Below are 17,979 nucleotides of genomic sequence, written 5' to 3'. Positions count from 1 at the left end.
TCCACCCGGGGTCTTCCATCAGGAGGCGCGCCGGTGCACGGCCATCATGGTGATGTCGTCCGACTGCTCGGCGGGCCCGACGAACTCGTTCAGCACCCCGTCCATGTGGTCGAGGAGTTCCTCGCCGCGCACCGCCGCCTCGGTGAGCTGCTTGAGCATCAGTTCGTTGCCGAAGAACCGGCCCGAACCGGACCGGGCCTCGGTGACGCCGTCGGTGTAGATGAAGAGGGTGTCGCCGGGGCTGATCTGCGTGTAGCCCAGCGAGAAGGTGACGTCGGGGATGACGCCGACCGCGGGTCCCGTGGGTTCCAGCAGCACCGGTTCGGCGCCGTCGGCGCTCACCAGCACCGGCGGGTTGTGGCCGCCGTTGATGTAGACGAGGTTGCCGGTCAGCGGGTCGAGCACGCCGAAGAACAAGGTCGCGAAGTAGCCCTGCCGGATGTGGTTGCGGGTCAGGTAGTTGTTGGTGCCCACCACCGCGTTGAGCAGCGGGGTCGCCCCCACGACGGGGATCGCGCGGGTCTGCTCCTCCCAGACGGTGGACTCGTTCAGCACGTCGGCCGCGATCAGGTTCTGCAGCCCGCTCTGCTCGGCGGTGTGCCGCAGCAGGCTGCGGATCAGCGCCATGAACAGGGCGGCGCCCACGCCCTTGTCGCAGACGTCCGCCACCACCAGCGCCAGCCGGCGCCGGTTGACCAGCTCGAACACGTCGTAGAAGTCCCCGGCGACGGTCCGGGCCGGCCGGAAGCGGACGTCGATCTCCCAGTCGTCGGGGCTGGGCAGGGTGTCCGGCAGGAAGCCGAGCTGTATCTCCCGGCCGATCTCCAGCTCCCTTTCGTAGCTGAGCAGTTCGGCGTGCGCGGCCACGTCCTGCAGGGTGCGGCTGAACTCGGTGCGCTCATGGCAGTCGCGCAGCCGGGCGCGCACCAGTTCGGGGTGGAACGGCGGCACCAGGTAGTCGGCGCCCGCCTGCACGTGCCCGCCGAGCAGATGCAGATCGTGGTCGGCGAACGCCACCACGGTGGGCTGCCGTCCCTCGTCGTCCAGCCGCCGTACGACCGCCTTCACCGTGGCCGGGGCGAGCCGGGCGGAGACGAGCAGCACGTCGGGCTCCCCCAGCTCGCCCGGTGCCTGCGCGAGGGTCTCGCCCGGCGTGCGGCGGCGGACCTCGAACCGCAGCTCCCGCAGCGTCGCCAGCAGCTCGTCCGGGGCGCGGCGGTGTTCGTCAAGGAGCAGCACCTTCGTGTGTGACATCTCGTCTCATCCGTCGTGGTGGCCGCGGCGGATCGTCAGCGTGCTGACGTTCCGTCCCGCCACCAGCTCGTAGTCGAAGCGGTCCACCGCCGTCAGCGCCAGGAAGACACCGAGTCCGCCGACGGCGCGCCGGGCCAGTGGCATCTCCAGGTCGGGCGACTTCATCCCGCCGCGCGGGTCGAAGGCCGGGGCGTCGTCGACGAAGCGCACCCACACCCGGTCGGGGGCGACTCCGCCGTCCACGCAGATGTCGCCGCTCGCCCCGCGGTAGCCGTGCATCACGATGTTGGTCGCCAGCTCGTCGGCCGCCAGCCGCAGCCGGTAGGTCTCGCTGCTGCTCAGCCGTCCCGACCGCCCGAGCTCCAGGACGAACCCGGCGACCAGGTCCAGGGATTCGAGGTCGGCCGGGATCCGCAGCCGCGCCGCGGTCCGGGCGGCGAGCGGCATGTCGCACCACTCCTGCTCGGCGGTGTGCTTGGCCGACGTGGCCCCCGAGTCGATCGCCATCTCCGTGGCCCCTCTCAGGCGTCGATCAGCTCGATGCTGTGGTCGAAGCCGGCCAGCCGGATGGTGCGGCTCACCGGCTCCGTCGCCCCGATCACGGCGATGCGCACCTCGTCGCCCATCTTCTGGCGGGCGAAGACCAGGGAGCGCAGGCCCGCACTGGCCAGGAAGTCGAGGTGCCGGGCGTCTATCTCCAGACGCACCGCGCCCTGCTCGGCAGCCTGGTCGATCAGATCGTGGAAGCGGGGCGCGGTGGACGCGTCCAGCTCTCCCTTGATCTCGATCGTCGCGATGCCCTCGGACACGCTCAGGATTCCGTCGAACGACATGAACAGCTCTCCTTCTATGAGGGGGTTCAGCCGGTGCGCCGGTCCCGGCCGACGAGGATCACCAGCGCGTGCGGGCCGAGGTGGTAGCGGCCCGGGTGGTGCAGCTCGGGCTCGGCGCCCAGCGGGCCGGGGCCGTGCGGGGCGCCGAGCCCGGTGTCGGCGAACAGGTGCCAGGCCTGTCCCTCGGGCAGCCCGGGCAGTTCCAGGTCGTGCGACTCCCAGTGGGCGTTGACGGCCACGTAGACGTGGTCGTCGCGCACCGTGCCGCCCTTGGCGTGCCGGCCGCAGCGCATCCAGGCCAGGACCCTGCTGTGCGCGGACCAGTCCGGGTCCCAGGCCCGTACGCCGTGCCAGCCGATGTCCGGGTAGCCGCTGCCGACCCGGTCGGAGCCGGTCGGGTGGTCCGCGGAGCGCAGCACCGGATGGGCGTGCCGGAAGGCGATCAGGGCCCGGGTGAACGCCAGCAGCTCCGCGTTGGCCTCGACGAGCCCCCAGTCGAACCAGGACAGCGCGTTGTCCTGGCAGTAGCCGTTGTTGTTGCCGAGCTGGGTGCGCCCGACCTCGTCCCCGGCCAGGAGCATCGGGACGCCCTGGCTGGTGAGCAGGATGCCCAGCATGTTCTTCATCTGGCGCGTCCTGAGGTCGCGGACGTGCGCCGAGCCGCTGGGGCCCTCCTCCCCGCAGTTCCAGCTGTTGTTGTCGTTCGCCCCGTCGCGGTTGTCCTCGCCGTTGGCCTCGTTGTGCTTGTCGTTGTACGAGACCAGGTCGTGGAGGGTGAACCCGTCGTGCGCGGTGACGAAGTTGACCGACGCCGAGGCGGTGCGGCCCCGGTACAGGTCGGGGGAGCCGGCCATGCGGGTGGCCAGCTCGCCGACCAGTCCGGGCTCGCCCTTGACGAACCGGCGCACGGTGTCCCGGTACTTGCCGTTCCACTCCGACCAGCGCCCGTAGTTGGGGAAGGCGCCCACCTGGTAGAGCCCGGCCGCGTCCCAGGCCTCGGCGATCAGCTTGGTGTGCCGGAGGATCGGGTCGTGGGCCAGTTGCTCCAGCAGCGGCGGGTTGGGCAGCGGGGTGCCGTCGGGCGCCCGGTCGAGGATGGCGGCGAGGTCGAAGCGGAAGCCGTCGATGTGGTACTCGGACACCCAGTAGCGCAGGCAGGACAGCACGAAGTCACGGACCACGGGGTGGTTGCAGTTGACGGTGTTGCCGGTGCCGCTGAAGTTGTAGTACTCGCCCTGGGGCGTGAGCATGTAGTACGTGGCGTTGTCCAGGCCACGGAACGAGATGGTCGGGCCCTGCTCGTTGCCCTCGGCGGTGTGGTTGAAGACCACGTCGAGCATGACCTCGATGCCGGCCCGGTGCAGATCCCGGACGAGGGTCTTGAACTCGTCGGCCTGCATCCCGAACCGGCCCGTGGCCGCGTAGCCGGCCTTGGGGGCGAAGAACGAGACGGTGTTGTAGCCCCAGTAGTTGTGCAGCCGCCCGCCGGTCGCCGGGTCGGTGCGCGGATTGTCCAGCTCGTCGAACTCGAACACCGGGAGCAGCTCTACGCAGTTGACGCCGAGGTCCTTCAGGTGCGGGATCTTCTCCCGCAGGCCCGCGTAGGTGCCCGGGGCGCTCACCCCGGACGAGGGGTGCCGGGTGAAGCCCCGGACGTGGGTCTCGTAGATGACCAGGTCCTCGGTGGGGATGCCCAGCGGGACGTCGTCACCCCAGTCGAAGTCGTCGTCGAGCACCTTCGCCCGGTAGGGGTAGACGTCGTCCCAGTCCGGTTCCCGGCCCCACACGTCCCGGCCCGAGATCAGCCGGGCGTAGGGGTCGCTGAGCACCTTGCCCGCGTCGAACCGGTCACCGGCCCCCGGGTCGAAGGGGCCGTCGGCGCGGAAGCCGTACTCCAGGTTCTCCGCGTCCAGGTCGAAGACCGTCATCGCGTACACGCTGCCGATCCGGAACTCCGGTGGGAACTCCAGTTCGGCCATGGGGTGCCGGGCACCCCGTTCGAAGAGGACCAGCCGCATCGCGGTCGCCCGGTCGGAGTAGACCGAGAAGTTGATCCCCCCCGGCACCGGATGGGCGCCGTACGGGAAGGGCCGCCCGGCCCGCACCCGGTGGCCGCCGATCCGGCGGGTGGGGAACGCGTCGACGCGCTCACGTACGTCCTGGGTGGTCATCGGCCCGTGTGTTCCCGTGCGGCGTCCAGGTCTTCCTCGATGTCGAAGAAGTCCAGGAACCCGGTGGCGGACATCACGAACCGGACCTCCTCCGACAGGCCGACCAGCGTCACCCGGGTCTCCAGTTGCTGCGCCCTGCGGTGCACGATCAGCAGGGTGCGCAGACCGGCGCTGGAGACGTAGGAGACCCCGCTGAGGTCGATCAGCAGCCGGCTGCCCTGTCCGACGAACGGCAGGAGCTGGGCCTGGAGCCCGCCGGACGTGGTCGAGTTGATCTCTCCTTCGAGGACGACGACCGCGGTGTCGCCCTCGGTGCGGGAGCTGAGCTTGACGGTCATCCCGCCACCTCCGTCCGGGCCACGGGGGCCAGCCGAACCTTCACCTTGACCCGGCCGGACGTCTCGGGGAGCTGCACCAGCAGACCCTCGGCGTCGAAGCCGGTGTGCGGCTCACCGTCGATCTCCACGGACTCGATGCGCACCGAGCCCCGCGGCAGCAGGTCGGGAGCCACCCGCAGCACCCGGCCCTCGATCAGCGCCGGGTCGGGCTTGAACCAGAAGTCCATCGCGCTGCCGCCCAGCAGCAGGTTGTTGTAGACGGCCGCCAGGTAGCACAGCTCCGCCGAGTGGTACATCGACATCGAGTGGCTGCCCTTCAGCCGCTCGACCCCGAGCAGGTACGGCAGCCCGCTGGCCAGCGTGTTGAAGTAGACGGCGCCCTCGTCGTGGTCGAGGAAGAAGGCGTTGTAGAAGGCCTGCGCGTCGCGGGCCTCGCCCTGGAAGTCGGCGCGGCCGGTGACACCGCGCAGGATGAGGTAGGCGAGGATCGCCTGCTCCTGCTGCCACCACGCCTTGCGGTCGTGCCAGGTGAACCGGTGCCGGTCCGCGCCGTCCTGCCGCACGCGCTCCACGACGTCGTACCAGCCGCCGCGCTGCCGGTCCGCGCCCCACTCGGGCATGGTCTCGCCGAGGGAGGTGGCCAGCTCCAGGTAGGCGTCCTTGGGACGCAGCGAGTGCATCCGCAGCAGGTTCCAGGCGATCTTGAGGTTGTGGCCGACGACCGCCCGGTTCTGCTGCCAGCCGTGCGTGGTGTCGTGCGACCAGTCCTTGTGGAACCGCTCCTGGACGAAGGGGCTGTGCTCCGGGTCGGGGAAGCGGCTGACGACGGTGTCGAAGGTGTACTCCAGCATGTCGGCGTAGGTCTTCTCACCGGTGGCCAGGTACAGGTTGATCAGATAGGCCGGCGCGTGGTCGCCGACGGAGTTCCAGTTCTTGCGGGCCCGGTTGGGGCCGAGCGACTCGTGCTCGGCGCTGAGCAGGATCGGGTCGATGTGGGAGAAGTACCCGCCGTGCTCCGGGTCCAGGTAGAACCGGTCGAAGAGCCGGATGGTGGCGTCCGCGTCCGCCCTGATGCGGGGGTCGCCGGTGATCCGGTAGGTCTGGATGGGCCCGGCCAGCGCGTAGATCTGCTCGTAGGCGGGCAGCGCGTCGTAGTCGTCGGAGAACTCCGAGGTGAAGAGCTTGGTCTCGACGTCGCCGTCGACCTTCAGGCCGTGGTACCAGTACACGACGTTCTCGTCGGCGTCCACGAACCGCATGTGCTCGCGCAGGTACTCCGTGCCCCGCTCGGCGACCTCCAGGTACTCGTCGTCGCCGGTGAGCAGGAACGCGGAGGCCATGCCGTACACCAGCCGGGAGATGGTGTCGGTCTCCTGGACGTGGCTCGCGGTCTTGTCGCCGCTGAGCCGGATCTCGGTGCGGTACCGGGTGAAGTCCACCGGCCCGTCGCCGAACTGGGCCTTGCGGTAGAAGGCGGCGATCTCGCGTATCTGCCGGATCCACCAGCCGGCCTCCTCGAAGCGGTGGTCGTCCGGCTGCCGGCCGGTGAAGATCAGCCGCTTCGCCTCGAACCGCAACCCGTCGGCCTCCGGGTAGAAGATCCCGTACGCCAGGACGTACCGGCCCTCCTCGAGCAGCGAGTCGATGTGCCCGGTCGCGTCCTGGTACGGCTCTCCGAGGTTGTGCAGCAGCTCCGCGGACGGCCCGCCGTCCAGGGAGACCTCGAAGGGACGGCCGTCGGCGGTGACGAGGGTGAAGACGCGTGCCTCGCGATCGAATCCGGCCACCCGGCCCGCGACGGTGTCGGAGAACGTGAAGTTGACGGTGTCGGACATGGTCACACCCTTCGCTTTATGTTTTCGAATTCGTCCGGGACTGATGAACCATCGAATCTCCCGTTCTTGACATTTCGCGAACTTGTCATATCTTCAGCGCACTCGTTTGCCGTGGACAAAGAGCGGTGGCGGACTTCCTGAACTTTCAACTCTGCCGTCGGCGTTCTTCCGTGAGCCGGCGGACGGCGGCCAGCGGGATCGGCAGCCACGCGGGCCGGTTGTGGGCCTCGTAGACCGCCTCGTACACCGCCTTGTCCGCCTCGAAGGCGCGCACCAGCAGGGGCGCCCGGCGCGGGTCCTGGCCGCCTCCGGCGGCGTAACCGGCGCAGTAGGCCTGCCGGTTGTGCACCGACCAGGCCGTGGCCCGGCGGCCCAGCCGGGCGGCGCGCGGGTCGTCGGCCGTGATCTCGCCCGGCGGCAGGCCCAGCAGCTCGGTCAGCGCGTGGTGGGCCGCGTAGTCGAAGGAACGCAGCATCGCCGCGACGTCGCGCAGCGCGGGCTGCGGCCGGCGGCGCTCCTCCGGGGAGTGCCCGGGCTCGCCCTCGAAGTCGATGAGCACCCAGCCCTGTCCGGTGCGCAGCACCTGCCCCAGGTGCAGGTCGCCGTGGATCCGCTGGACGAGCGGAGCCCGGCCGCGCAGCACCCGGATCCGCAGGTCGTCGTGGAGCCCCCACAGCTCCCGGGCGTACGGCGCCAGGTGCGGCACCGCCCGCAGTCCCGCCGTCAGCCGGTCGCCCAGCAGGTCCAGCAGGTCCACGGCCTCCCGGCCGCTCAGCGGTCTGCTGCCGAGCTGCCCGGCGAGCGCGGTGTGCACCCGGGCGGTGGCGAGCCCCAGCCCGTACGACTCCTCGGCGAAGGCGCCGAGCGGCGCGGGGACGCCGCCCTCCCCCTCCAGACAGGCGCGGGCCCGGTCGGTGGCCGCCGCCCAGCCGTCCCCGGCGGAGCGCACGAACTCCTGCAGGATGCCCAGGGTGCAGGCGCCGAGCGGGGAGTCGCCGGTGGCGCGCACCTGCCCCAGCGGCGCCGCGCCCGGCACACCGCCGGCCCGCTGCAGCGCGCCCAGCAACTCCAGTTCGGGGCTGGTTCCGGGCACCGGCCGGCGCAGCACCTTGAGCATCGCCCGGTCCCCGAAGGCCACCGAGGTGTTGGACTGCTCCGCCGTGCTCGCCACGCCGGGTACGCCGTACGGAAGTTCGCTCCCGGGCAGCCGCTCGAAGCGCACCGGGCCGCCCTGCTCGGTGCCGAAGCGCTCCAGCAGCCGTGTCATCAACTCCGGTTCCTGCGTGGCCTCGTACAGCGTCAGGGCGGTGCCGTCCGGTGCGTCGAGCCGGCCGATCACCGATCCGGGCGGCTCGACGCCGGGCCCGTGCCGCATGCCGATCAGCGCCTGGTAGGGCCCGTCCGGTCCGGCGTCGAACACCGCGAGCAGCAGCCCCGGTTCGCCCGGCAGCACCCGCTCCAGCAGCCGGACACCGACCCGCGGCACCCCGCCGTCCTTGCCCGCGAACCAGCGCTGTCCGGGCAACCAGGCCCCGAGCAGCCCCCCGAGCCCGGCACGCACCCGCTCCAGCTCCGCGTCCACCAAGGTCGTCATACGTCCTGCACCCCCATCCACTCGGGGCCCGCAGGCACCCGACCGCCGACGCGCACGCCCGCAGAACATCCGGGTTCCGGTCGTCGGGGGGCGGGCAACCCGCCCAGCCCGGTACGCCCTCGCCCCGCGTCCACCGCAGCCGTCACCGGGCCCGCGCCCTCGCGGGCACCCGGCCCCCTGCGCGCGCCGTCCCGCACTGCTTGGGCGACCGGCAGGCGGACAACCCGCCGAGCCCCGCACGCACCGGCACCGGCTCCGCCTCCACCGAAGTCGTCATGCGGTCGGCGCCCGCTGCGCACCCGCCCCGAATCCACCTCCGCCGAAGCAGTCACGCGGCCCGCACCCCCACCCGCATCCGCGCCGCGGGCACCCGTAGGGCCGGGGGGCGGGACTCGGTGTGCGGTGTCGCCGAGAGGACCGTGGCCGCGTGGGCCAGGGAGACCATCGTCATGTGGTGGTGCCAGCCCCGGTAGGAGCGGCCCTCGAAGTCCCGGATGCCGAGGCTCTCGCTGACCTCGGTCAGGTCGCGGGCGACACGGCGCGCGAGCATGGCGGTGCGGTAGACCGTGCCGAGCTGGGACTGCGGCAGGTTCGACAGCCAGTACGCGCTCGGGGTGCGCCGCCCCGGGTCCTGCCAGGCGCCGACCAGGATCAGTTCCTGCGGGTCGGCGGGGACCGGCCGGGACGACTCGGGGCCGGTGCGGCGCAGCAGGACCCGGGTGGCGCCGACCGAGGTGGCCCGCAGGGCGTCCGTCTCGTGGTCGTACCACTCCACCGGCAGGCACTGCCTGCTCAGCTCCGGGACCAGGGCCAGCGGGGAACCGGGCGGGCACGGGGCGCCCGTGTCCTCCGAGACGGTCTCCGGGGCCCCGGGCCGGACCGCGGGCCGCACCGGCCGGAGCGCCAGCGAGCGGGCCGCCGGGTCGACGCGGACGACGAACGGCACCCGGCGCTCCAGCAGCAGCGCGCAGACGCCGTACGCGTCGCTCTCCCGCAGGTCCATCACCACCGGCCGGTGCGGCAGGCCCCAGTCCCCGGCCATCGCGGACACGGCCTGGACCGCGCACTGCTCGGGCGGGCAGGAGCCGACGTCCTCCGGGATGCAGGCGCGGCGGCGCAGCGCCGCCTCGCCGGCCCAGCTCTCCGGCAGGGCCAGGCGCCAGTCGACGGGGCACGACGCCCGGTCCGAGGCCAGCCACACGCCTACCGCCTGCTGGCAGTTGACGACCCGCCCGTACTGCGACACCCAGCGCCGCTCCACGCCCACCGAGTGCTGCCCCACCTTCGCGATCACCAGGGGTTGCACCACCCAGGCGCGCGGCTCGATCCGCAGCAGCAGCTCCGCCAGCTCCCGGCGGACCGGCTCGGCGGCCCACGGGGACTTGGTGATGAACTGGTAGAGGCTCTGCTCCACCCCGCCGCCCGCGCCGTCGGCGATCGCCCGCATCGTCTTGCGGCCGGGCACCGACAGCAGGCCTCTCACGTACAGCTCGCCCCAGCGTCGCTGGTCGCTGCGCGGAATGGAACGGAAGGTGCGGGAAAGGATCTCGGAAATCGAATTCTCGGAGACCGTGGAAATCTGTGCGGAAACCGCGGCGGCAATGTCGGCGGGCCCCACTGTCTGACGTTCGCCGGGCATGACTCGGCCCTCTCTGGAATGCGTGAGGATTCACCCGGGGCCGGCGCGGCGGACGCGTTGGGGCGTCCGCCTGCGCGCCGGCCCCGGCAGGAGCCCGTCGGCCCGGGGGGATTGGGCGGACGGGTGCGGGACGGGGACGGGCGGTCGGGGGGGGACCCGCCCTCGTCCTCCGTACGGCCCCGGGACGGGGCCGTGGCGCCGTGGCCGGGCGGGCCCTACGGCCGCAGGGCGAGCAGCGGGTCCGGGGCCAGCCCGCGGAACAGCGGCTCCCAGTCCGCGGGCGCCGGGCCCGGCTCGTTGTAGACCTCGAAGGTGCGGCGCGTGGCCGCCGGTGAGCCGAGCGCCCGCACGCAGGCCTCCGCCACCGAGGCGCGGGAGACCCAGCCGTCACCGCGGTCGTCCTGCTCCAGCCGGACACCCGCGCCCGCGCTGCCGTCGTCGGCCAGCCAGCCGGGCCGCACGACCGTGTAGGCGAACCCGGAGTCGCGCACCGCGTCCTCGCCGCGCAGCCGCCAGTCGAGCAGCCGCCCGTAGGCGTTCATCGGGTGCTCGCGCCGGGTCACGAATATCTGGCTGACCAGCACGAACCGGGGCCGCTCCGCGTACTCGGCGGCCGCCGCCAGCACATTGCGCACACCGCTGTACACGGTGGTCTCCGGGCTGTGGGGACCGGAGTCGGCGGTGCCCGGCTCCACGCTGAACACCACGGCGGCGCAGCCGCGCAGCGCGGGTGCCAGCGTGTCCGCGTACCGTACGTCCGCCTGCCACAGCTCGGTGCCGGGCGGCGGGGGCGTTCCCCGCTCCGGGTGCCGGCTCACCACGCGGACCCGCTCGCCCGCCTCGGCCAGTCTCCTGGTCACGAGGGCGCCGAGCCGGCCCGCCCCGCCGATCACCGCTATGGGACCGTGCATGTGCATGATTCCCCCTATGTGTCTGCCGTCCGCCGTCCCCGGCGGTTCACACCCAGCGCAGGACGTCGTCGGCGTTCGTCAGCTCGGTCGCGGCCGGCACCCCGGTCAGCGTGGGCACCCTGAGCCGCGGATAGACCGTGACCCCGCGGAACCTGGACCCGGGCCGCAGCACGGCACCGTCGCCGATCGCGGTGTAGCCCTCCAGCCGTGTCGGACGGCCGCGTTCCGAGTGAATGACGGCCATCGGACCGACGTAGCTGTCCGAGACGTCCGCGTGGGCGCCGATCACCGCCGACTCGCCGACGGCCGAGTGCGCGAGCGTGCTGCCTTCACGGATCTCGGCCCCGTCGCCGATGTCCGCGTGCTCCAGCCGTACCCCCGGTCCGATCTCGACCTCGCGGCCGATGCGCACACCGGGACCGATCAGCACCGAGCCCTCCTCGATCTTCTGGGCGAGGGTGGTGCCGGTCAGGTCGTCCTTCGTCTGCAGGCTGCTGTCGTGGATCCAGCCGTGCGGCCCGGCCTGCCCGGTCCGCTCCATGAGCCGGTTCATCTGCTCGTACCCCCCGTCGAGTACGAGCCGCAGCGTGTCCAGATAGTCCGGTACGTTGCCCAGGTCGCCGAGTCCGCCGATGGCGTGCACGGCCACCGGGTGCCCGTTGCCGGCCAGCCAGGGCAGCAGGTCACCGCCCCAGTCCAGCCGCTGGTGGGAGCGCCGGAACAGTTCCGGCTCCCGGGCCAGCAGCCGCAGCCGCGCGCAGTCGACCAGGTACATCCCGGCGTTGGTGGGCAGGGTTGCCCGCTCGTCGGCGACCGTGTCCGGGAAGAGCTCGCGCAGCCGTCCGGCGGCCGGCTTCTCGACGAAGCCCGTCACCAGTCCCGCCGCATCGGTGCGCATCACCCCGTACTTGCCGGCGATCTCCCGGGCCGTGCGTTCCACCGCGGCCACCGTCACCACGGCGCCGCGCCGGTCGTGCGCCGCCCGCAGGGCGGGCAGATCGAAGTCGAAGAGCGAGTCGACCGGCAGCACCAGGGCCTGACCCTGCAGGTCCCACTGTTCGAGGTTGTGCAGCGTGGCACCGGCCGAGCCGACGTTGTAGCGGTCCAGGCGCGACCGCGAGTACCGGATGTCCACGCCGTGCCGCTCGCCGTGCCCGAGGAGCAGTTTGATCTGGTTGCGGTTCTCCAGGCCGTGGGCGACCACGTGGAATCGGCGGATGCCCTGGTCCCGGCAGGCTTCGACGACCCATTCGATGAGCCGCCTGCCGACGAACGGAATAAGCGCCTTGCTGCGAATGTAGTCGGCCGATTCCAGGGTGATGGGTTTCGCTCGTTCCCCCCGGCCGCCCGCGAGTATGATTCCGACGGTCTCCGGATTCCGACGAGGGACCATCTCTTCCCCCCTATGAATGCGTCGGACGTCCGCCCGGACCTTCGGTCAGCCCCATTCCGGGTCGTGTTCGGGAGTGTTGGCCGTCTGAGTGGCCGACTGGACGTGCGCGGCCCGGTCTGCCGACTGGACGCCGAGTCCGAGGAGGAGCATGAGGGCGAATATCGCGCTGAATCGATTGGCGTTCGTTCCCTTGGAATTCATGTGGATTCCCTCCCAGGTGGCTGATTAGGCGCTGTCGCCTCCGCCGCGAGAAGCATGCCGCAGCCAGGGGCCGATTTTCTTCGCTTGGTAGCCTCGTGATCGCGCATTGCGCATTTCTGAAGGGGGAACGAATGTGCAGGAAGTCGGACAATCCCTCCCATTCTCATGTTGTCAGGCTGTGCGACGACGGACTGGCCCGCTACCGGGAAGCGCTTACGAAAGGTCCGATTGATGGGGAAGTCCCCGACTGCCTCGTAGAGTTGGGTCTGATGCGGCCGTTGGCCGAAAACCCGCGGATCATGGGCGTGGTGCCGCCGGACATCGCGGTGAGCGAGTTCTGCCGGCCGATCGAGCGCGCCATCCTCGTCCAGCAGCAGGCCGTCGCGGCCGTACGGGAGGCGCTGAGCGCCGCCGAGGACGTCTACCGCGAGGAGCAGGGCACCGCCTCCGCCGACATCCGTCTGCTGCACGGCGAGGACGTGATCAGCGCCGCGCTCCAGAAGTCCGCCGACGCCTGCCGGGCGGAACTGCTGACCGCACAGCCCGGCGGGGGACGGGCCACCGCGCTGCTCAGCAAGGCGCTGCGCCGGACCCTGGAGCTGGCCGAGCGCGACATCCGCCAGCGCACGCTCTACCAGCACTCCGTGCGCACGCACGGCCCCACGCTCTCCTACATCGAGCAGGTGACCGCGGTCGGTGTGGAAGTGCGCACCCTGAACGAGCTGTTCGACCGGCTCATCATCTTCGACCGCAAGATCGCCTTCATCCCCGACCCCCGGCACGACCTGAGGACCACCGCCCTGGCCATCGAGCACCCGGCGATCGTCCACTACCTGGCCACGGTCTTCGACCACGCCTGGCGGCGCGCGGAGCCGCTCAGCATCACCCAGGAGCGGGCGCGTCCCCCGCTGATGACCGACGAGACCCGGCGCACCGTCCTGCGACTGATGATCGAGGGCCACACCGACGCGGCGATCGCCAAGCGCCTCGGCATCAGCGCCCGCACCGTCTCCACCCACATCGGCCGCGCGGCGGAGGCCCTCAACAGCAAGAGCCGGGCCCAACTCGCCTACGCCCTGGCCGAGTCGAAACTCCTGGAAGACGACTCCACCTGACCCACCCCCGCCCCTGAAAGCCACCGAGGACGCCCCCCAGGGCCCCCACCCACGGACCCGACAGCCGCCGACGGCGCCCCACCCCACAGGGGCCACCCGCACCCGACCACGATGGCCGCACGGGCGGTGCGGGTGCGCACCCGATCCCGCCGAAGGCGAAGCCGAGTCGGGCCGGCGAAGGGAAGGCCGGCGAAGGGGAGCCGAGGCGGGAGGGACCCCCTAAACCCCCGCGGCAGCCGCCAGCACCTGGGCCACATCCCCCCGCCCCGCCCCCGCCGGCACCCCCAGCACCGCCCGCCCCGGCATCCGCGAGCGCAGCTCCCGCAGTACCGGATCCAGCATGCGCGGAGCCGCCGTGACCACCGACGTCCCCGGCCACCGGGCGAGTTCGACGGCCGCGGCGGAGAGCCCGGCGTCGTCCAGGTAGACGAGGTGGGCGTGCCCGAGCCCGGGCGAGGCGGCGCGGGCGGCCACCGCGAGCCGGGTCCCCGCCTCGCCGACGGAGATCAGCCGGGCGCAGGCGGCCTCCGGATCGCCCAGCGCCAGCGAGGACAGCGGAGCCCCGATCTCCACCCCGTCCCCCCGGCCCGCCCCCGCCCGTTCCCCCAGCACCAGGCAGTGCGGCCGTGCGGAGCGCGCGGCCTGCCGCACCACCGCCCGGGTCTCCTGCTCACCGCAGGGCATGGCGAGCGGGATGCCGGGCATCCGCCGCACCTCGTCGTACCCGTCCGGGAAGTTCTCGGGCGGCACCACCACGGTGGCGCCGGCCTCCAGGCAGTCCCGCCACAGCGACCGCGGTGCCGTCGTACGAACCTCCGCGCCCGAGGTGACGACCACGAACGGCCGGAACCCGGCCGCGCCCAGGCCCGTCACCATCTGGGTCAGTACCGAGCCCACGTTGGGCAGCGAGAAGAAGCGGTCCGGGTGGGCCGCGGCGAACGGATGGTCCTTGTCCCGGGGCAGCGTCTCCAGGCAGACGACCCGGCCGTCGCGCCCGGCGACCGCCGTGAGCTCGGCCCGGAAGGCGTCCCGCGCGGAGAGGCTCACACCCACCACTTCCCCCGTCGGCGGACCGGCGGCCGCTCACCGGCGCGCCGTGTCCGAGTCCAACTGCTCCCTGAACGGCCCCGGCCGCGGCGTTCCCGCCCCGTACCGACGGCCCGGCCGGCCGCCCGGCTCCGGCGCGCGGGTGGTCAGCCGCGCGCGCCCTCGTCGACACCGATCTCCAGCAGCAGGTGCTCGACGACATCGTCGCCGTACGCCTCCTCGACCAGTTCCACGGACCGCGCCACCCGCAGCACCAGTCCGCACTCCCGGGCGATCCGGTGCAGCTCCCCGAGCACGCCCCGGCTGCTGAAGTGCAGCAGCGCGCGGCCGCCCGGGCCGAGCATCAGCGGGGCCTCGGCCAGATAGCGCCGGTGCGCGCGGTAGCCGGGGTCGACGTAGGCCCGCTCGTGCATGGACCGGTACGTGTAGTCCTCCGGCGCCCGCACATAGTTGGAACTCCAGAAGATGGTGTCGAAACGTTCCTGCCGGAGTTCCGCGAACAGATCGCTCCGCACCGCCCGCACCCGGTCCGCCACCCGGTGCCGCACGGCATTGCGTTCGGCGTTCTCCACCGCCCGCGGATTGACGTCGGCGGCCACCACCCGTTCGCACCCGGCCAGCGCCGCGCGCACCGCGATGACCCCCGTTCCGCAGCCCATTTCCAGGAATGAACCACTCCATTCACCCGGGGCCGCCCGATCGAGGCCGAGCATCTCGAGCGCGACCGCGGTCGAGGGCGAGAAGACGGGAGCAAACACTTCGTCAAGAAGATCCCATCGCAAGCCCATGAGTTCGAATTCGGAAGGCCGGTCGGCCCGCGTCAACGACAACCGGCTGCGCTCCAGCGAGCGCGCATAACTCTGTGTTCCCGACATACTCTCGTCCCCCCGTTGGACGCTTCGCGGCGGCGTCAGACTGCTCACCTGGCGCGGTGTCAGGGCTTATTGTCGGACAGCCGGACACCATGGCGGAATGTGCAGCGGTAACCGCCGCGCACCGGCCCGACGGTGCCCGGGCCACCGCGGAGCCCCCACGGGGAAGGGAATTCGGCCATTAATCGGGCCAACCGTATTGGTTCTGGCCATCGTTGACGCCCGTCGCGCACGCAATCTAGGTTCACGAAAGTCCGGCAGAGCCGGACACTGCAGGCGCCGCGGATCAAACAGGGGGTGAGGTCGGTGCGGCCCATGGACGACTTCGTACAGGACGAACTGCTCAGACTGCTCGAACTGCTCGCCACCGAGGCCCCGCCCCACCGATTCGAGCCACCCCCGGCCGCCGCCGCCGCCGAACCGGTGCCGGCCGAGTCCGTGGCCCTGCTGAACCGGGCCCGGACCATGGCCCTCGACGTACACGGCCTGCTCACCCGGCACCAGCAGCGCGAGGCCGCCCTCGCGGCGCTCGTGGACACCGCGCGGGAACTGACCCTCCCGTACGACGTGGACGCGCTGCTCCAGGTGATCGCCCGCAGGACCCGGCTGCTGCTCAACTTCGACATGGCCTGGATCGCCCTGAGGGACGCCGCCGACGGCCGCTCCTACGTGCGCGTCTCCGACGGACACGCCTCCACGATCACCCCGGGCTTCGTCATCCCCGCGCAGGGCGGCGTAGGCAACGCGGCCGCCGAGCGCTCCGCGCCCTACTGGACCTCCGACTACCTCACCGACGACCGGTTCCCGCACTCGGCGGCCACCGACGAGGTGGTCACCGCCGAGGGCCTGCACGGCCTCATGGCGGTGCCCCTCAAGGAAGGCAGCAGCACCTTCGGCGCGCTCTACGGCGCCAACCGCTCGGTGCGCCACCTCACGCCTGACGAGATCACCCTCGTCTCCTCGCTGGGCGACCTCGCCTCCCTCGCCATCAAGAAGGCCCGGCTGCTCGCCCGGACCCGCTCCGAGCTCAGCGAACTGGAACTGGACGTCTCCCGGGCGCTGGACTCCTCCACCGCCGAGCGCCTGGTCGGCGGCGTCCACACCCGGCTCATCGACATGGTGCTGAGCGGCCGAGGCCTCGGCGAGGTCGCCGCGCGCGCCGCCGTCGAACTGGGCGGCGCCCTGATGGTCCGCGACGCCACCGGCCGGACCCTGGCGGTCACGACCGGCTTCCCGGACGTCGACGAGGCGGAGCTGTTCCAGCGGACCCTGGACGCCCACACCGAACTCGCCCCCATCCGCTCCGCCGACGGGCTGTGGCTGTGCCCGGCCACCGCCGGCCGCGAGGTGCTCGGCACCGTGATCCTGGCCCCCGACGGCCCGGCCATCGACTACCAACTCCGGCTGCTGCAGGCCACCGCGCAGTCCACCGCGGTCCTGCTGCGCATCCAGACCGGCGCCGACACCTCCGCCGACGGCGGCCGCGGCCAGCTCCTGCAGGACCTGATCGGCGACTCCCCGCGCGCGCCCGAACAACTCGCCGTGCACGCCCGGCGCCTCGGCGTCGCCCTCGACGACCCGCACGTGGTGCTGATCGCCCGGCCGGACGGCGGGGCCGGCGGACGCGCCCTGGTGTGGGCCTCCTCGTACGCGCACCGCATGGCCGGCCTGCAGACCACCGTGGACGACTGCCTGGTCCTGCTCGTCCCGGGCACCGACCCCTCGGCGGCCGGCCGGGCCGTCACCGCCGAACTGGCCTCGGTCACCGGCCGCCGGGTGACCGTCGGCTCCGCCGGCCCCGTCGCACACCCCGGCCCGCTGCACGGCACCTACCAGGAGGCCAGGCGGTGCCTGGAGGCGCTCACCGCGCTCGGCACCGACGGGGGCAGCGCCTCGGCGCAGGAACTGGGCTTCCTCGGACTGCTGCTCGCCGACAGCCCCGACATCCCGGCCTTCGTGCAGACCACCATCGGCCCGGTCATCGCCTACGACGACCAGCACTGCACCGATCTGGTCCACACCCTGGAGGCGTACTACGCCTCCGGCGGCAGCCCCCGCCGGGCCGCCGAGATACTGCACGTCCACCCCAACACCGTCTCCCGGCGCCTGGAACGGATCACCGAACTACTCGAGCCCGCCTGGCAGGAGCCCATGCGCGCCCTGGAAGTCCAGCTCGCCCTTCGGCTGCAGCGCACCCGGCACGCGATCCGCTCCCCGCTGTCCACCTGCTGAAGCCGAAAACAGCCGCGGGCCCCGGAGATCCCGGGGCCCGCGGCCGTTGGCGGTGGAGACCGGCGGTCAGCCGGTCATCCGATGTCAGCCGTTGCGCTTCCAGCGCGGCTTGTCGTCGCGGCGGCCGAAGGAGCCGGTGCCACGGTGGTCGTCACGACGGCCGTAGGGGCGGTCGTGACCGGCCGTGGGGGTCCCCCCGCTCGAGGGACGTCGAGAGTGGGGGAGGAAGCCCGGACGGTCGTCACGGCGGTCGCGGTTGAACGGGCGGTCGCTGCCCCGGTGACCACCGCGGTCGTCGCGGCGGAAGCCGCCCCGCTCGTCACGGCGCTCGAAGGAACGGCCACCACGGTCGCCGTCGGAGGGACGACGGTCGCCCTCGGAGGGACGGCGGTCGTCACGACGCTCGAACCCACGGCCACCACGGTCGCCGCGGTCGTCACGACGCTCGAACCCACGACCGCCACGGTCGCCGCGGTCGTCACGACGCTCGAAGCCACGGTCGCGGTCACGGTCCCGGTCGAACGGACGGCGGTCGTCACGACGC

The 17,979-nt window shown here is 72.2% G+C and carries 16 protein-coding genes; 3 read left to right on the top strand and 13 right to left on the bottom strand.

Translation table 11 applies throughout. The features are described 5' to 3' along the window. Positions 1-18 precede the first annotated feature (18 nt). The 11 genes from ACFVVO_RS12185 to ACFVVO_RS12135 all read right to left on the bottom strand — a co-directional run bounded on the left by ACFVVO_RS12185 (position 19) and on the right by ACFVVO_RS12135 (position 12,169). The gene (locus tag ACFVVO_RS12185) at positions 19-1,254 is read right to left on the bottom strand and encodes a PP2C family protein-serine/threonine phosphatase (protein ID WP_390054047.1); all 1,236 of its coding nucleotides are present in this window, start codon (positions 1,252-1,254) and stop codon (positions 19-21) included. 6 nt (positions 1,255-1,260) lie between these two features. Then, positions 1,261-1,761: an ATP-binding protein gene (locus tag ACFVVO_RS12180; RefSeq protein ID WP_390054045.1), complete on the bottom strand. Its 501-nt coding sequence runs from the start codon at positions 1,759-1,761 to the stop codon at positions 1,261-1,263. Between the two features lie 14 nt (positions 1,762-1,775). Further along, on the bottom strand, positions 1,776-2,087 hold the full coding sequence (locus ACFVVO_RS12175; RefSeq protein ID WP_390054043.1) for an STAS domain-containing protein: 312 nt from the start codon (positions 2,085-2,087) through the stop codon (positions 1,776-1,778). Between the two features lie 26 nt (positions 2,088-2,113). After that, positions 2,114-4,258, bottom strand: a complete 2,145-nt coding sequence (glgX, locus tag ACFVVO_RS12170; RefSeq protein WP_390054041.1) for a glycogen debranching protein GlgX — start codon at positions 4,256-4,258, stop codon at positions 2,114-2,116. Then, a complete protein-coding gene (locus ACFVVO_RS12165; protein WP_390054039.1) occupies positions 4,255-4,596 on the bottom strand; it encodes an STAS domain-containing protein in 342 nt (113 codons plus the stop codon). The genes glgX and ACFVVO_RS12165 overlap by 4 nt, the downstream gene beginning before the upstream one ends. After that, positions 4,593-6,431 (bottom strand): AGE family epimerase/isomerase, encoded by a 1,839-nt coding sequence (locus tag ACFVVO_RS12160; RefSeq protein ID WP_390054037.1) that lies wholly within the window; start codon positions 6,429-6,431, stop codon positions 4,593-4,595. The genes ACFVVO_RS12165 and ACFVVO_RS12160 overlap by 4 nt, the downstream gene beginning before the upstream one ends. A 145-nt stretch (positions 6,432-6,576) precedes the next feature. Continuing rightward, positions 6,577-8,025, bottom strand: a complete 1,449-nt coding sequence (locus tag ACFVVO_RS12155) for a maltokinase (RefSeq protein ID WP_390054036.1) — start codon at positions 8,023-8,025, stop codon at positions 6,577-6,579. A 328-nt stretch (positions 8,026-8,353) separates the two neighbouring features. Next, entirely contained in the window at positions 8,354-9,664 is a 1,311-nt protein-coding gene (locus ACFVVO_RS12150; protein WP_390054034.1) for an IS701 family transposase, read from the bottom strand. Positions 9,665-9,879: 215 nt separating this feature from the next. Further along, positions 9,880-10,575 (bottom strand): SDR family oxidoreductase, encoded by a 696-nt coding sequence (locus tag ACFVVO_RS12145; protein WP_390054032.1) that lies wholly within the window; start codon positions 10,573-10,575, stop codon positions 9,880-9,882. Positions 10,576-10,621: 46 nt separating this feature from the next. Further along, complete coding sequence (locus ACFVVO_RS12140) at positions 10,622-11,968, bottom strand: sugar phosphate nucleotidyltransferase (protein WP_390054031.1); 1,347 nt, start codon at positions 11,966-11,968, stop codon at positions 10,622-10,624. A gap of 45 nt (positions 11,969-12,013) precedes the next feature. Then, on the bottom strand, positions 12,014-12,169 hold the full coding sequence (locus ACFVVO_RS12135) for a hypothetical protein (RefSeq protein ID WP_390054029.1): 156 nt from the start codon (positions 12,167-12,169) through the stop codon (positions 12,014-12,016). A gap of 269 nt (positions 12,170-12,438) precedes the next feature. Here ACFVVO_RS12135 and ACFVVO_RS12130 point away from each other — a divergent pair, with 269 nt between their 5' ends. Next, positions 12,439-13,284 carry a LuxR C-terminal-related transcriptional regulator gene (locus ACFVVO_RS12130; RefSeq protein WP_390054027.1) on the top strand — a complete coding sequence of 282 codons (846 nt, stop codon included), beginning with the start codon at positions 12,439-12,441 and terminating at the stop codon, positions 13,282-13,284. A gap of 219 nt (positions 13,285-13,503) precedes the next feature. Here ACFVVO_RS12130 and ACFVVO_RS12125 read toward each other — a convergent pair whose 3' ends face one another. Both ACFVVO_RS12125 and ACFVVO_RS12120 read right to left on the bottom strand, forming a co-directional pair. Next, positions 13,504-14,331: a hypothetical protein gene (locus ACFVVO_RS12125; RefSeq protein WP_390054025.1), complete on the bottom strand. Its 828-nt coding sequence runs from the start codon at positions 14,329-14,331 to the stop codon at positions 13,504-13,506. A 146-nt stretch (positions 14,332-14,477) separates the two neighbouring features. After that, the gene (locus tag ACFVVO_RS12120; protein WP_390054023.1) at positions 14,478-15,206 is read right to left on the bottom strand and encodes a methyltransferase; all 729 of its coding nucleotides are present in this window, start codon (positions 15,204-15,206) and stop codon (positions 14,478-14,480) included. 312 nt (positions 15,207-15,518) lie between these two features. On the opposite strand from ACFVVO_RS12120, the gene ACFVVO_RS12115 reads away from it, so the two are divergent. Beyond that, a complete protein-coding gene (locus tag ACFVVO_RS12115) occupies positions 15,519-17,435 on the top strand; it encodes a helix-turn-helix domain-containing protein (RefSeq protein WP_390054021.1) in 1,917 nt (638 codons plus the stop codon). 216 nt (positions 17,436-17,651) lie between these two features. Next, a partial coding sequence (locus ACFVVO_RS12110; protein ID WP_390054019.1) for a hypothetical protein occupies positions 17,652-17,979 on the top strand: 328 nt, incomplete at its 3' end.

Source organism: Streptomyces sp. NPDC058145, assembly GCF_042884245.1.
Taxonomy (GTDB): Bacteria; Actinomycetota; Actinomycetes; order Streptomycetales; family Streptomycetaceae; genus Streptomyces.
The sequence above is the reverse complement of the archived record's forward strand: the minus strand, read 5'-3'. Positions and strand labels throughout refer to the sequence as shown.